Annotated in this window: 10 protein-coding genes; 9 read left to right on the top strand and 1 reads right to left on the bottom strand. The window is 60.3% G+C overall.

What is annotated here, in order from left to right; translation table 11 throughout:
* The first annotated feature begins 650 nt into the window (after positions 1-650).
* The 7 genes from GXP70_RS21275 to GXP70_RS21245 all read left to right on the top strand — a co-directional run bounded on the left by GXP70_RS21275 (position 651) and on the right by GXP70_RS21245 (position 10,849).
* The gene (locus tag GXP70_RS21275; protein WP_162358688.1) at positions 651-1,874 is read left to right on the top strand and encodes an enolase C-terminal domain-like protein; all 1,224 of its coding nucleotides are present in this window, start codon (positions 651-653) and stop codon (positions 1,872-1,874) included.
* A gap of 921 nt (positions 1,875-2,795) precedes the next feature.
* Entirely contained in the window at positions 2,796-4,580 is a 1,785-nt protein-coding gene (locus GXP70_RS21270; protein ID WP_162358687.1) for a sensor histidine kinase, read from the top strand.
* Positions 4,555-5,868, top strand: a complete 1,314-nt coding sequence (locus GXP70_RS21265; RefSeq protein WP_162358686.1) for a response regulator transcription factor — start codon at positions 4,555-4,557, stop codon at positions 5,866-5,868. The genes GXP70_RS21270 and GXP70_RS21265 overlap by 26 nt, the downstream gene beginning before the upstream one ends.
* A 101-nt stretch (positions 5,869-5,969) precedes the next feature.
* Positions 5,970-7,706, top strand: a complete 1,737-nt coding sequence (locus GXP70_RS21260; protein ID WP_162358685.1) for an extracellular solute-binding protein — start codon at positions 5,970-5,972, stop codon at positions 7,704-7,706.
* Between the two features lie 97 nt (positions 7,707-7,803).
* Positions 7,804-8,751, top strand: a complete 948-nt coding sequence (locus GXP70_RS21255; RefSeq protein WP_162358684.1) for an ABC transporter permease — start codon at positions 7,804-7,806, stop codon at positions 8,749-8,751.
* Positions 8,752-8,767: 16 nt separating this feature from the next.
* Entirely contained in the window at positions 8,768-9,658 is an 891-nt protein-coding gene (locus tag GXP70_RS21250) for a carbohydrate ABC transporter permease (protein WP_162358683.1), read from the top strand.
* A 75-nt stretch (positions 9,659-9,733) separates the two neighbouring features.
* Entirely contained in the window at positions 9,734-10,849 is a 1,116-nt protein-coding gene (locus GXP70_RS21245) for a glycosyltransferase WbsX family protein (protein ID WP_225442505.1), read from the top strand.
* A 1,668-nt stretch (positions 10,850-12,517) separates the two neighbouring features.
* On the opposite strand, the gene GXP70_RS21240 is transcribed toward GXP70_RS21245, so the two are convergent.
* On the bottom strand, positions 12,518-13,264 hold the full coding sequence (locus GXP70_RS21240; protein WP_263864033.1) for a phytanoyl-CoA dioxygenase family protein: 747 nt from the start codon (positions 13,262-13,264) through the stop codon (positions 12,518-12,520).
* Positions 13,265-13,312: 48 nt separating this feature from the next.
* On the opposite strand from GXP70_RS21240, the gene GXP70_RS21235 reads away from it, so the two are divergent.
* Together GXP70_RS21235 and GXP70_RS21230 are read left to right on the top strand one after the other, a co-directional pair.
* Entirely contained in the window at positions 13,313-14,002 is a 690-nt protein-coding gene (locus GXP70_RS21235; protein ID WP_162354585.1) for a hypothetical protein, read from the top strand.
* 62 nt (positions 14,003-14,064) lie between these two features.
* On the top strand, positions 14,065-14,943 hold the full coding sequence (locus tag GXP70_RS21230; protein ID WP_162358682.1) for a helix-turn-helix domain-containing protein: 879 nt from the start codon (positions 14,065-14,067) through the stop codon (positions 14,941-14,943).
* Positions 14,944-15,012 lie beyond the last annotated feature (69 nt).

Genomic DNA, 15,012 nt, shown 5'->3' with positions numbered 1-15,012 from the left:
GGGCCCGCGAACGTTCGCGGGCCCGCCGCAGGCTTTTACGGCGTAACCGCGAAGTAACTCAGGAGCGGCCGCGAACTAGTGGAGAAGCGCGGGAAGCAGCCGTGAACGTTCGCGGGTTTGGGCGCAGGCTTTTGCCGGCGTAAACGCGAAGTGACTCAGGAGCAGCTGCGAATTAGTGGAGAAGCGCGGGAAGCAGCCGGAAAACGGCTGTGAACGTTCGCGGGTTGGGGAGCAGGCTTTTGCGGCGTAACCGCGAAGTAACTCAGGAGCGGCCGCGAACTAGTGGAGAAGCAGCCGGGAAACCGCCGTGAATGTTCGCGGGTTGGGGAGCAGGCTTTTACGGCGTAACCGCGAAGTAACTCAGGAGCGGCCGCGAACTAGTGGAGAAGCAGCCGGGAAGCGAACGCGAATGTTCGCGCTCGGGCGCGGGCAGCGCGGCGCAGTTGCCGCGCACTCGCAAGCATAGGAAGCGTGTTCGCGACGATCGAGAGGCCGGACGCGAGTATCGCGATGTAATTGCTGAACACTCGTAAGCATAAGAAGAGTAACCGCGAATCATCGCGGAAGAGGCCGCCTGGAGAGCGGCCTATTTGCCCGTTCGGGCCGAGCAAGTCCGTTATTGCAGGAAAACAAACCGGGGGGTTCTAGCCATGGCCAAAATCAAACGAATCCGATTGATCCGCACGCGGCATGACGCGAGCTGGACGATCGTGAAGGTGGAGACGGATCAGGACGGGCTGCACGGGATCGGGTCGGCGAACGACCATTTCAATCCGGGCGCGGTCGCCGCCGTCATCGAGGAGCTGCTCGCGCCGACGCTGATCGGACGCGATGCCGGAGCGATCGAAGACATCTGGCAGTCGATGTACCAGAGCGGCTACTGGCGCAACGGATCCGCGCTCATGACCGCCATCGGCGCGATCGACATGGCGCTGTGGGACATCAAGGGGAAGGAAGCCGGCATGCCGGTGCACCGGCTGCTCGGCGGACCGTGCCGATCCGCGGTGCCTTGTTACGCGCACGCGAGCGGGAAGGATATCGAGGAGCTGTCCGAGGATGTCGCCCGCTACATGGAAGAAGGCTATACTGTCGTCCGCTGCCAGCTGGGCGATTACGGCGGGGGAGGCTTCATTCCCGCAGCCAGGGCGAAGCGGCCGACGAACGCATGGCCGGCCAAAGCAGTCTTCGACGAGGAAACCTACCTGGAAGCGATACCGGGCATGTTCGAGCAGCTCCGCATGCGGTTCGGCGCGGAGGCCAAATTCACGCACGACGTGCACGAGCATCTGAGCCCGCAGGGGGCCGTCATCCTGTCGAAGCGGTTGGAGCCGTACCGCCTGTTCTTCCTGGAGGACGTGCTTCCGCCCGAACAGATCGCCTGGTTCCGCTCGATCCGGCAGCAGAGCACGACGCCGCAGGCAATGGGCGAGCTGTTCACGAGCCCGCATGAATGGCTGCCGCTTATTCAAGAGCGGCTGATCGATTATATCCGCGTCCGCGTGTCCAAGGGAGGCGGCATCTCCGCCTGCCGCAAAATCGCGGCGCTCGCGGAAGTTTACGGCGTCCGGACGGCCTGGCAGGAAGGCGGAGACAACGACCCGGTCAACCAGGCGGCGGCCATGCATCTCGACATGGCGATTTGGAACTTCGGCATCCAGGAAGAGAATTCGTTCCGGGAAGAGGAGCTGGAGGCGTTCCCGGGGCATGCGCTGCTGCGGGACGGGCACTTGTACGCGAACGAACGGCCGGGACTCGGCATCGACATCGACGAGGAGAAGGCGGCGAAGCTGCTGCGCGCTTCGGATACGGCGAGCGTCTACCACCGGCCGTACCCGATCGACCGGAAGGCGGACGGCACGATCGTCCGTCCTTGACGGGATGCCAGGGCAGGGTAAGTGCACCTCACCTAGGTGCGAGGAATAGGCTGCAGCGGCGCAAGGAAAGTTTGGGGAAAGTTGCCCGAACAGCAACTTTATCTGCATTTTTGCCGGTCTGAGGCGGGAAAAGTTGCTCGAATAGCAACTTTACCGGCATATTTACCGGTCCGTGGCGGGAAAAGTTGCTCGTATAGCAGCTTTACCAGCATTTTTGCCGGTCCGTGGCTGGAAAAGTTGCTTGAACAGCAGCTTTACCGGCATTTTTGCCGATCTGAGGCGAATAAAGATGCTCGTATAGCAACTTTTCACTTTTTCGCCATTCTGCGGCAGGTGCGTAAGGTTATTTGTGTCTACTGGGAAAGTTGGGGCTAAATTGGGAGCGTCCGAATGGCCGAGAAAAGCTGCCCACGGGAAGGAATTCCGAGCCGCAGCGCCCGAAAGGCCGAGAAAAGCTGCCCACGGGAAGGAATTCCGAGCCGCAGCGCCCGAAAGGCCGAGAAAAGCTGCCCACTGGAAGGAATTCCGAGCCGCAGCGCCCGAAAGGCCGAGAAAAGCTGCCCACGGGAAGGAATTCCGAGCCGCAGCGCCCGAATGGCCGAGAAAAGCTGCCCATGGGAAGGAATTCCGAGCCGCAGCGCCCGAATGGCCGAGAAAAGCTGCCCACGGGAAGGAATTCCGAGCCGCAGCGCCCGAAAGGCCGCTGCCGCCCCACGCCCCACCCACCATGGGCATCGCGCAAAGGGAGCGCACGGACAAGGCGATCGCCGAGACAGATTACGCAAGCAGGCGAATGCGGAAGAGAATAAGAGGAGCGCGCGGGACGCGGCTCCTCTTATTGGCATGTTCGGAAACTGCAGGATGTGTTTCTCCCCGACTTATGGCTTAATAGGGAGAGAACATCCGAGGAGGAAGATGCCCTTGAACGTATTCGGCTTCTGGCGAAGATCGATTTTTATCCGGTTGGTTCTGACCTTCCTGATCATCATGGTGCCGCTGTTCGGCATCGGCATCAGCATGTACAACTGGGGCGTGACCGCCATCAAGCGGGAGATGCTGAACACGAAGGCCTCCCAGATGTCCTATTACCTGGACAAGCTCGAGAAGGAGATTCAAGGCCTCAAGCTGGTGCAGTCCGATACGCTGTACAACGACGACATCAATATGCTGGCCAACAACGTGCCGTTCATGGACAATTACGAGCGCGGCTATTATCTCAACAAGCTGCAGCAGCGGCTGAGCGCGATCAAGAACGGCAGCAACTACATCGAAAATGTAATCGCTATCATTCCGTCGATCGGACGGACGATTCCCGCGGAGGGCAGCATCGAGGAATTGCAGGCCGGCGACCTGCAGCGGATGGCCTACTTCGACGGCACAACGCCCGCGCAGCTGATTTACACCCATGAGCAGCTGCTGCTGAACGCGTATTTTCCGCCGAATTCGAGCAAGCAGAGCCCGCAGCCGCTCTATGCCGTGATGATCAAGCTTTCGCTCCCGCGGCTCAAGGCGTCGCTGGAACAGTTCAACGCGAACGAGAACAGCGGCTCGTTCCTGCTCGACGCGCGCAAGCAGCTGCTGATCTCGGGCATACCGGCGTCTGCCACGCAGGAGCGGATCCGTTCGCTGGCCGGGCCGGTCAGCGGCGGCAAAGGCAGCGGCTCGCTCCGGATCAACGGAGAACGATTCCTCTACATTTACGATACGTCGCCCTATCTGGGCTTGACCCTGGTCAACTACGTGCCGGAGAGCTCGCTGTTCGCCGGCTTGGGAAAATACAAATTGCTGTTCTGGCTGCTGTCCATCGCCGTGTTCCTGATCATCATCCTGTTCTCGCTGACGATTCTCCGCTTCATTCGAATGCCGCTCTATACGCTGATTCGAGGGTTCAAACGGCTGGAGAACGGAGACATGGACTTCGCGATCGGGCATCGGATGCAGGACGAGTTCGGCTTCCTCTACGACCGGTTCAACTCGATGGTCGGGCGGCTGCGGTCGCTAATCGACCAGAATTACAAGCAGACGATCATGGTGCAGCGCGCGGAGCTGAAGCAGCTGCAGGCTCAGATCAACCCGCATTTTCTGTATAACAGCTTCTTCATTCTGTACACGATGACCAAACGGGGCGAATACGAGCAGCTGATGAAGTTCCAGCTTCAGCTTGGCGAATACTTCCAATTCGTCACCCGGAACGCGTCGGACGAGGTGACGCTGGAGCAGGAGGTCGGTCACGCGCGGACGTACTGCGACATTCAGTCCCGGCGCTTCTTCAATCGCATCCGCGTCGAATTCGACGAGCTGCCGCCGGATTATGAGGGCGTGATCGTGCCGCGGCTGATTCTTCAGCCGATCATCGAGAACGCATTCGAGCACGGCTTGGAGCATCTCGAAGAGAACGGCCTGCTGTCCGTCCGGTTCCTTCCCGAGCCGGACGGGCTGCGCATCGAGGTTGCGAACAACGGCGCGCCGATGCCGGAGGAACTGCTCTGCAGGCTGGCGTCCGATAGCGAAGCGGACGGGCAGGCGGAAGCGACCGGCTTGATCAACATCCACCGGCGCATCCGGCTGCTGCTCGGCACCGGAAGCGGGCTCCGCATCGCAAGCGGGTCGTCCGGCGTTACGGTCGCGATATGGCTGGAGACGCCTGCCGAAACCATCGAATCAAGCAAGGGGGATGACGATGTATACGCTGTTGATCGTCGATGACGAGCCGATTATAGCCGACGGGCTGTACGAAGAATTCAAGGACGGCGGCGAGCGGGAGATGGATGTGCACCGCGTCTATTCCGGGAAAGGAGCGCTCGAGCTGCTCGGCCGGATGAAGGTGGATATCCTCATCTCCGACATCCGCATGCCCGGCTTGGACGGCATCGGTCTGCTGCATCGCGTGACGCGCAGCTGGCCGTCGTGCCGCGTCATCTTCCTGACCGGGTACAAGGAATTCGACTACGCGCACCGCGCAATGGAATACGGCGCCGTCCGGTATATCCTCAAGACGGAAGGATACGGCAGGGTACGGGAGGCGGTCGAGCAGACGATCGCCGAGATCGAACGCTCGCTGCGCGCCGAGGCGCTGGTCGCCGAGGCGGAAGAGCGGCTGCGCGCATTGCAGGAGACGACGCTGCAGGAGCTGCTCGCGGCCGCCCTGCGCGGAGAGATGGAAGCCGGCGCCGCCCTCGCGGAAGAACTGTCATTGCTCGGTCTCGGCATGCCGCTGCGGCCGGCGGAGCCGCTCTGGCTGGCCGTCGGCCGCTTCGATGCGGCCTTTCCGCCGTCTCCGTCCGGTTACATGGCCGGGAAGGCGGCGGCCGAGACGCTTCGCCTCCTCGCCGAACGCTATTTCGCGCCGCTCGTGACCGGCGTCATGGTTGCCTCCTCCGGCGCCGGCCCGATGGCATGGCTGATGCAGGCGAATCCGGCGGACGGCGAGTCCGAGCCCGACGAGCGGCGGGAGGCGCAGACCGGGCTGTTCATCCGCGAGACGCTCGAAACGATCCAGCGGGCGGCCAAGGAAACGCTCGGGCGGACGGTTTCTTTCGTAGTCGGCACGGAAGCCGTAGTCTGGGAGCGGATCGGAGAAACGAATCGCTCGCTTGCGCTGCTGCTGGAGCACCGCTGGGGCGAGGGCGCGGAGATGCTTCGCACCGACAAGCAGGAGGACCGGTCGCACGAGATCGTCGCCAATGTCAAAGCCTACGTCGAGGCGCATCTGCACGAGGATATATCGCTCGTCAGGCTCGCGGATCTCGTTCATTTCAACCCGACGTACCTGTCGCGGTTCTTCAAGCAGCAGACGGGGCTTAACCTGTCCGAATTCGTCCAGAACGTCCGGCTGGAGCGGGCCAGGCTGCAGCTCGCCGATCCGGAGATCCGCATCAACGACATCGCGGCCTCGCTCGGTTACGGCTCCGCCTCGAACTTCGCCCGGTCCTTCAAGAAGCTGACGGGCCAGGCGCCGCAGGAATACCGGGACGCGCTGCAGGTAAAAAAATGATTCCTTCCCGTAAAGAAATGATGATATGAAAGCGCTTCACGGCTTTCTATAATAAAGTCACAGCGGCCGCTGTAAATATGGATCGAAAAAGGGGATCGCGCATGAATAAAAAGCACGTCAAACTGCTTCAACTTCCCGTTCTGACGGCAGCCGTCCTGGCACTCTCCGCATGCGGAAACAATGCGGCGTCGAATAATGAAAGCGCCGCCAATACGGGGAACGCGGCGAATACGCAAGCGAACCAGACGGCGGCAGACAACGCCGGAGGCGCAACCGCCGCGAATGCAGGCGATTCGAACGGCGTCTACAACCCGCCAATAACGGTTACCTCGGTCATGGGCCTGAGCGATCAGGTGCAGAAAGCCGTCGCCATCCAGGCCGACGTGGTTACTAATAATATTTGGACGCGCAGCTACGAGAAGGAGCTGGGCATCAAGGTGAATTACCTGTGGACCGTGCCGGGCGCGCAGATGGAGCAGAAGATGAACGTCGCCATCTCCGCGAACGATCTGCCGGACATCATTCCCGCCAACGCGCGCCAATTCAAGATGCTGGTCGACAGCGGCGTGGCGATGGACATTACGAAGCTGTTCGACGACAACGCGTCCGATTTCACGAAGCAGATGATGGAAGCCGACAAGCACATCGGCCTGGATCAGGCCACCGTCGGCGGCAAGCTGATGGGGCTTCCGCAGTTGAACGGGGCGATCGACGGGGCGTCGATGATTTGGATCCGGGCGGATTGGCTGAGCAATCTCGGCCTGCAGCCGCCGAAGACGATGGACGACGTCATGAAGCTCGCCGAAGCGTTCACGAAGAACGATCCGGACAAGAACGGCGCGAACGACACGTTCGGCCTCGGGCTCGTGAAGGATCTGCTCGGCGGCTTCGCGACGCTCGACGGCTTCTTCGAAAGCTATCACGGCTACGCGAACGGCTGGGTCGACGACGGCTCGGGGAACCTGGTCTTCGGCGGCGTGCAGCCGCAGATCAAGACCGCGCTCGGCAAGCTGGCGGAGATGTACAAGAACGGCTACATCGATCAGGAGTTCTCGGTCAAGGACTCCGCGAAGGTCGCCGAATCGGTCACGGCCGGCAAGGTGGGCATGATCTTCGGCCAGCATTACCTGCCGTTCTATCCGCTGCAGGACGCGAAGAACAAGGATCCGAAGGCGGATTGGCAGGCGTTCCCGATCGTCTCCGCGGACGGCGACCCCGCCAAGCCGATGATTAATGGCTCCGCAAGCACGTTCTACGTCATCAACAAGAACATGAAGAATCCGGAAGCGGCGATCAAGCTGTACAACTATTTCTACGACAAGGATCCTGCCCTCAGCCCGAACTTCGATCCCGCGTACCACGGCAAGAACGGCGAGCAGGACACGAAGCCGGACCAGAATTTCCAGCTGGCCACGATGACCTCGTTCTATCCGCAGCAGAACCTGTTCATCCATCAGAGCGTGAACAAGTTCTTCAAGGATAACGACCAGTCGGCGACGGACAATTACTGGGTCAAGGACAACGTCGAGCAGATCCAGCAGTACAAGAACGGCGACAACAAGCTCTGGAGCGCCTATGCCTGGTCCGGTCCGGACAACAGCGCGTTCAGCGTCATCGACTACTACAATACGAACAATCTGTTCCAGCAGAACGGCTATATCAAAGCGGATACGGAATCGGCCACGCAGAAGGGCGCCACGCTCAAGCAGATGCGCGACGAGACGTTCACGAAGATCATCATGGGCAAGGCGCCCGTCGATGAATTCGATTCGTACGTAACGAAATGGAAGAAGCTCGGCGGCGACGACATTACGAAGGAAGTCAACGCGGCCAAGTAAGCGCAAGCTGCGCGGCGATACGGCAAGGAAGCCGGCCGAACGGATGAACGCATTCGCCGTTCCGCCGGCTATTAACGTTTAGGGAGTGTAACAGGGAATGGCGAATCGACAATCCGTGGCCCCTGCCGGCGGCGCCAAGCGCGCGCGCGCCGCGGCCAAACTCAGGCAGCAGCTTCCCATGCATCTCATGCTGCTTCCATGCATCGCGCTGGTCGCGGTATTCAGCTACTATCCGATGGTCGGCATCCTGATCGCGTTCCAGAACTACAATCCGACGAAAGGGTTCTTCGGCTCCAAGTTCGTCGGTCTCGACAATTTCGACTATGTCTACGCGATGCCGGAGACGATGCACGTGCTCTGGAACACGATCTATATCGCGCTGCTCAAAATCGTCTTCGGGCTGCTCGTGCCGGTCGTCTTCGCGATTCTGCTCGACATGATCCGTCGCAGCTTCGTGAAGCGGACCATTCAAACGTTGATTTATATCCCGCATTTCTTGTCCTGGGTTATCCTGTCGGGCATCCTGGTCGATATTTTGTCGCCGGCCGACGGAATCATCAATTTCATGCTGAAGGGGATGGGGCTCGAGCCGATCTTCTTCCTCGCCAATGAGAAATTATTCCCGTATATCCTGGTCGGGACCGACGTCTGGAAGGAGTTCGGCTACGGGACGATCATCTATTTGGCGGCGATCACGTCCATCGACGGCACGCTCTACGAAGCCGCCGTCATGGACGGCGCCAGCCGGTTCCGTCAAGTGCTGCACGTGACGGTTCCGGGCATCATGCCGATCGTCGTGCTGATGGCGACGCTCAGCCTCGGCAACGTACTGAACGCCGGCTTCGAGCAGGTGTTCAACCTGTACAGTCCCGTCGTCTACAAGACCGGCGACATACTGGATACGTTCGTCTACCGGATCGGCTTGCTGAACAGCCAATACGGCGTGGCGACCGCGGTCGGGCTGTTCAAATCGGTCGTGTCGTTCTTGTTCATCGTCACGGGCTACAAGCTTGCCTCTAAGTTCGCAGGCTACCGCATATTCTGACAAAGGGGCGAATCCTATGCATCACCGGACCTTGGGCGGCAAAATATTCGAAAGCGCCAACTACGTCTTCCTTGTCGCCTGCGCGCTGCTCTGCATCTTCCCGATCATCCATGTGCTGGCCGTGTCCTTCAGCAGCAGCACCTCGGCGGCGGCGGGCGAGGTCACGCTGTGGCCGGTCGACATGAATTTGAGCTCGTATAAATACGCGCTCAACAGCCCGCAGTTTCTCGACTCGTTCCTCGTTACGCTGAAGCGCGTCGCGATCGGCCTCTCGGTCAACATGCTGCTGACGGTCTGCGCGGCCTATCCGCTGTCGAAGGAACGCAGCGACCTGTACGGAAGGAGCGTCTATGCGTGGTACTTGTTCATCACGATGATTTTCAGCGGCGGCCTCATTCCGTGGTATATGACGATCAAGCAGCTGGGCTTGATGGATTCGGTATGGGCGCTCGTTCTGCCGGGGGCGGTGCCCATCTTCAACGTGCTCATCCTGCTGAACTTCTTCCGCCAGCTGCCGAAGGAAATCGGGGAATCGGCTTTCATGGACGGCGCGGGCCATTGGACGATTCTCGGCCGGATCTATCTGCCGCTCTCGAAGCCGGCGCTCGCGACGCTCGTGCTGTTCACCTGCGTGGGCCATTGGAATTCCTGGTTCGACGGGCTTATTCTCATGAGCTCGCCGCATCATTATCCGCTGCAGTCCTACCTGCAGACGATTATCGTCAACCGCGACATGTCGTTGTTCACGACCGCCACGCCGGAGGAGCTCAAGATGCTGTCGCAGGTGTCCGACCGGACGCTGAAGTCGGCGCAGATCTTCATCGCGGCCGCGCCGATTTTGGCCATTTATCCGTTTCTGCAGAAGTATTTCATGAAAGGCATCGTAATGGGCAGCGTGAAGGGATAACGCTTCTCTGCTTTGAAGGCCGGTACCGGCAGTAAGCCAATCGCATGGATATGTTGGAAATCAGGAGGGTGTCCATTGAGCAAAGAGCAAAACTACGACGTAGCCGCATATGTCTGGCCGGCCTATACGGGCGACGAACCGAGAACACGCATGTTTTGGCCCGAAGGCTATGGCGAATGGCAGTCGGTGAAGAACGCCGTCAAGAAGTATCCGGAGCATAACTGGCCGCGGAAGCCGCTGTGGGGCTATGTCAACGAAGCGGATCCGTACGTGATGGAAATGCAGATCGACGCCGCGGCGGATCACGGGGTCAACGTGTTCATCTACGACTGGTACTGGTACGACAAACGGCCTTTTCTGGAGCAATGCCTGAATAACGGCTACCTGAAGGCAAGGAACAACGACCGGGTGAAGTTCTACTTGATGTGGGCGAACCATGACGTGAATCATACGTGGGACATTCGCTTGTCGCATATGCAGGATACGGTCATCTGGGAAGCGGCGGTCGACCGCCCCGAGTTCGAGCGGATCGCGAACCGGCTGATCATGGAGTATTTCAAGCATCTGTCGTATTACACGATCGACGGGAAGCCGGTGTTCATGATCTACGATTTGGCCAATCTCATGAAGGGCCTTGGCGGCGCCGAAGCGACGAAAGAGGCGTTCCAATGGTTCCGGGACCGTGCGGTCGAAGAGGGACTTCCCGGCTTGCATCTGCAGCTGACGATGTGGAGCGAGCGGAGCTTCAATCTGAGCGGCGTCGACGGCGGCAAAGCGGCGACGACGAGCGAAGTGGTCAAGCTGCTTGGATTCGACAGCATGTCCCACTATCAATACGTGCATTTTGCCGACATCGACCGCGATTACGGGGACATCATGGAGGACGTCATCCGGGAATGGGAGCGCATCGACCGGACCTACGACATCCCGTATTTCCCGCATGTGTCCATCGGCTGGGACAACAATCCGCGGTTTCAGGAATTCCGGCCCGGCGTCGTGAAGAACAATACGCCGGCCAACGTGAAGCAGGCGCTGGAGTTGGCCAAGGCGTACGCCGACAGACATCCGGGTCAGCCGCCGCTCATCACCGTCAACAGCTGGAACGAATGGACGGAGACGAGCTACCTGCAGCCGGATGATTTGTACGGGTATGGATACCTGGAAGCGGTGAAGGCGACGTTCCGCGAGTAGGCGTCCGTGAAGCGGGCGGAGGATAGGGAGCGGCGAATGCCGGGCCGCGGGGCCGCCGATTTTTTCGGCGGCCCGGTTTGGCGTTGGATGCGCCGCTGCGGCTCGCGCGAGAGTATTGCACGCGGCGAGGGCTGATGCGGTGTGTGGAGAGCATCGCGCGGTGCGAGGCGTGGGCTGATGTGGAGCGCGGAGAGCACCGCGCAGTGCGAGGCGTGGGCTGATGTGGAGCATGGAGAGCATTGCATGGGAGGCGAAGACTGATGCGGAGCGCGGAGGGCATCGCGCGCGGTGTAGGCTGCCGCGGCAAGCGATAGGTAGCCCGGGACAGGCATTACGCGCGCACGACCCGGCCTGGTCCGTCGAGGAAGTTGTGGCCGCGAAAAGCTGCCCACGGGAAGGAATTCCGGGCTGCAGCGCTCAAGTGGCCGCGAAAGCTGCCTGCGGGAAGGAATTCTGGGTCGCAGCGCCTGAGTGGCCGCGAAAAGCTGCCTACGGGAAGGAATTTCGGGCCGCAGCGCTCAAGTGGCCGCAAAAAGCTGCCTGCGGGAAGGAATTCTGGGGCAAATGATCCCGATACGGACCGCAAAGTTGCCGCCGCGACAGGAATTCGGTCCTGAGCATGGCAGTCGCGCCCGCAAAGTTGCCGCCACGACAGGAATTCGGTCCTGAGCATGGCAGTCGCGCCTGGAAAGTTGCTGCTACGACAGGAATTCCACTCAGAACCGGTCAGGTTCGCCCGCAAAGTTGCCGCCGCGACAGGAATTCGGTCCTGAGCATGGCAGTCGCGTCTGGAAAGTTGCTGCTACGACAGGAATTCCACTCAGAACCGGTCAGGTTCGCCCGCAAAGTTGCCGCCGCGACAGGAATTCGGTCCTGAGCATGGCAGTCGCGCCTGGAAAGTTGCTGCTACGACAGGAATTCCACTCAGAACCGGTCAGGTTCGCCCGAAAAGTTGCCGCCGCGACAGGAATTCGGTCCTGAGCATGGCAGTCGCGCCTGGAAAGTTGCTGCTACGACAGGAATTCCACTCAGAACCGGTCAAGTTCGCCCGAAAAGTTGCCGCCGCGACAGGAATTCGGTCCTGAGCATGGCAGTCGCGCCTGGAAAGTTGCTGCTACGACAGGAATTCCACTCAGACCCGGTCAGGTTCGCTCGAAAAGTTGCCGTCGCGACAGGAATTCGGTCCTGAGCATGGCAGTCTCGCCTGGAAAGTTGCTGCTACGACAGGAATTCCACTCAGAACCGGTCAGGTTCGCTCGAAAAGTTGCCGCCGCGACAGGAACTCGGTCCTGAGCATGGCAGTCGCGCCTGGAAAGTTGCCGCCGCAGCAAGAATTCGGCCCTGGCCCGTTCAGGTTCGCCAGCGAAGCTGCCGCCGCGACAGGAATTCGGCTCTGGACCGTTCAGTCTCGCCCGGAAAGTTGCCGCCGCAGCAAGAATTCGGCTCTGGACCATTCAGGTTCGCCCGGAAAGTTGCCGCCGCAGCAGGAATTCGGCCCTGGACCGGTCAGCTTCGCCCGCGAAGTTGCCGAGAAGACAAGAATACTGGGGGGAAAGCGCACCATGCCCCGCAGCGAATGCATTCCATGAGCAAACCAGCTCATGGAATGCTCGCGGTAACCTCGTAACTTGCCTGTAGGCTCATGTCAAGCCGCCCTTCCCATCCGCATTAATGCGGTGCTCCTTCGAACGCTACGCCGCACGGACCGGGGCTTTCGTTCCGCTGCACCGTGATGATGTCTCCATGCCGGTTGTGGAGGTCGTCGTGGATATGGTGGCCGAGCCGCAGCGTTGATTCGCCGACGTAATGGCAGATGAACGAACGGCGGAAGCGATCCGCAGAGTAGTTGGGGTAGGAGCCGTGAATGGTGCTCCCGTTGAAGAACAGCACGTCGCCCGCCTGCATGTTCGCCGGCACAACAACGCTGCCCTCAGGCACGTCGACCTCGTCGCGGAAGAAGGAGACGGCGGGGTCGGCTTCGTGCGGGCATTGTATGTCGAGGCGCTGGGTGTTCGGTACGACGACAAGGCCGCCGTTCTCCTGGTCGCATGCGTCGATTGCCGTCCACGCGGCGATGCAGGTGCCCGGTTCCACGCGCAAATAGTAGTTGTCCTGATGCAGCGCCTGACCGCGCGATCCCGGGGGCTTGAAGTAGAACATGCTCTGCGCGGCAAGCGGTTCTTCTTCCATCAGTTCGGCGAGAACATTGACGACGCGCGGATCGAGCATGTACTTGCGGGCAAGCGCGAGTACCCGGTGCGGATACAGAATGCGCGGATACAGCAGAAGCGGATCGCCGTTTGCTTCCTCCGGGCTAGCGGGTTCGAAGTAACCCGGTAGCTTGCCACGGGTCTGGATCGCCATGAACGTATCCCGGATCGCTCGCACGTCTTCGCCGCTGAACAAGCCCCGCACGATTAAGTAGCCTTCCTCCTTGAATTGACGTAGCTGCTCTGGCGATAAATGGGTAGTCTGAGGCTGGGCGTTACAACCGTCAAGGCCGGTGCGCTCATTGCGTCTATTGCGCTCATGGAGCCCCCCGAGCCCATTACGCTCATCGAGCTCATCGAGCCCATGGAGACCCTCGAGCCCACTGTGCTCATCGAGCCTATCGTGCCCATGGAGTGCATTGCACCCATCAAGCCAACCAAGCCCATCATCTCCATGGAGTCCATTACGCCCCGCGAGCCCATCGTGCCCCTCAAGCCCAACGCGGTCATCTCGCACTTCCTGATCATCGCGCTCATGTTGTTCGAGCCCATTGCGTACGCGTACAACGAGCTGATCGCGCCTTTCAAGCCCATCATCTCCATGGAGTCCATTACGCCCCGCGAGCCCATCGTGCCCCTCAAGCCCAACGCGGTCATCTCGCACTTCCTGATCATCGCGCTCATGTTGTTCGAGCCCATTGCGTACGCGTACATCGAGCTGATCGCGCCTTTCAAGCCCATCATCTCCATGGAGTCCATTACGCCCCTGGAGCCCACCACCCCCCTCAAGCCCAACGCGGTCATCTCGCACTTCCTGGTCATCGCGCCCCTCGAACCCTTCCCAACCTCTCCGACCATCCCGATTTTCCCGCACTTGCCGACTGTCACGATCTTCCATAACTCGACATCCTTTCTCATTGAGGTTTGGTCAGTTATAGCATAGAATAAGCGGTACTCGGCGGGAATGAATGCGTTTGCTATTAAGCTGTACGATTTTACTGCCGTATGAAAGGTGGCGCATGGGCATTAAACGAGCATTTGTTTCGCTTCGATACCGAGACGGAATCGCCGGAGGTCGGCGTGCTGCTCGCGGATCGGTTTCGCCGGCCTTACGGTTTCCAGGGGCATCGCTCCCGGGGGACGGAGGACTGGCTGCTCGTCTACACGGTTCATGGAAGCGGTTCCTTCCGCGTGCACCGGGACGTGCATGTGTGCGGCCTGGGCGACGTCGTGATCCTGTCGCCGGGCGTGCCGCATCATTACGCGGCCAACGAAGCCGGCGAGTGGGATATTCTATGGACCCACTTCGTGCCGCTGCCGGAGTGGATGCCTTGGCTCGAGCTCCCGCGCAACGATGAACGGCTGATCTGCCTCCATCTTCGCGGCGACGAGCTGCGGAGCCGGATCGAGCAGACGTTCCTCCGGCTCATTCGCGACTCGTCCATGTCGGCGCCCGTCAACCGCGAGCTGGCCAAGCTTGCGCTCGCGGAACTGCTGGTGTTGATCCATCACCACAACGGCGAACGGGAGCGCGCGAACGTGATGGACGAACGGATCAGCCAGGTCGTTCGCTACCTGTCCGAGCATCTGCACCGCAAGCACCGGCTCTCCGACTTGGCCGCGATGGCCGGCCTGTCGACGTCGCGCTTCTGCCATCTGGTCAAGGAACAGACCGGCGATACGCTCACGGTGCTGCTGAACAAGATGAGGCTGGCCAAAGCCGCGCGGCTGCTCGAACTAACGTCCCGCCGAATCAACGAAATCGCGTTCGACGTGGGGTTTGAATCCGCGTATTATTTCAGCCGGCAGTTCGCGGGCCATTTCGGCGTCAGCCCGACTGCGTACCGCAAGCGCTGCTGGCAGCGGGGGAGCCCGTCCCAATAACGGGCATGAAGCGAATTGAAGCGCATGTATGCCTATGGAAGCCAGTCGAAGTCAGTGGAAGCCAATGAA

Origin of the sequence: Paenibacillus lycopersici (genome assembly GCF_010119935.1) — a bacterium.
Lineage (GTDB): Bacteria > Bacillota > Bacilli > Paenibacillales > Paenibacillaceae > Paenibacillus_Z > Paenibacillus_Z lycopersici.
This window is presented reverse-complemented; position numbering and strand designations above follow the sequence as displayed.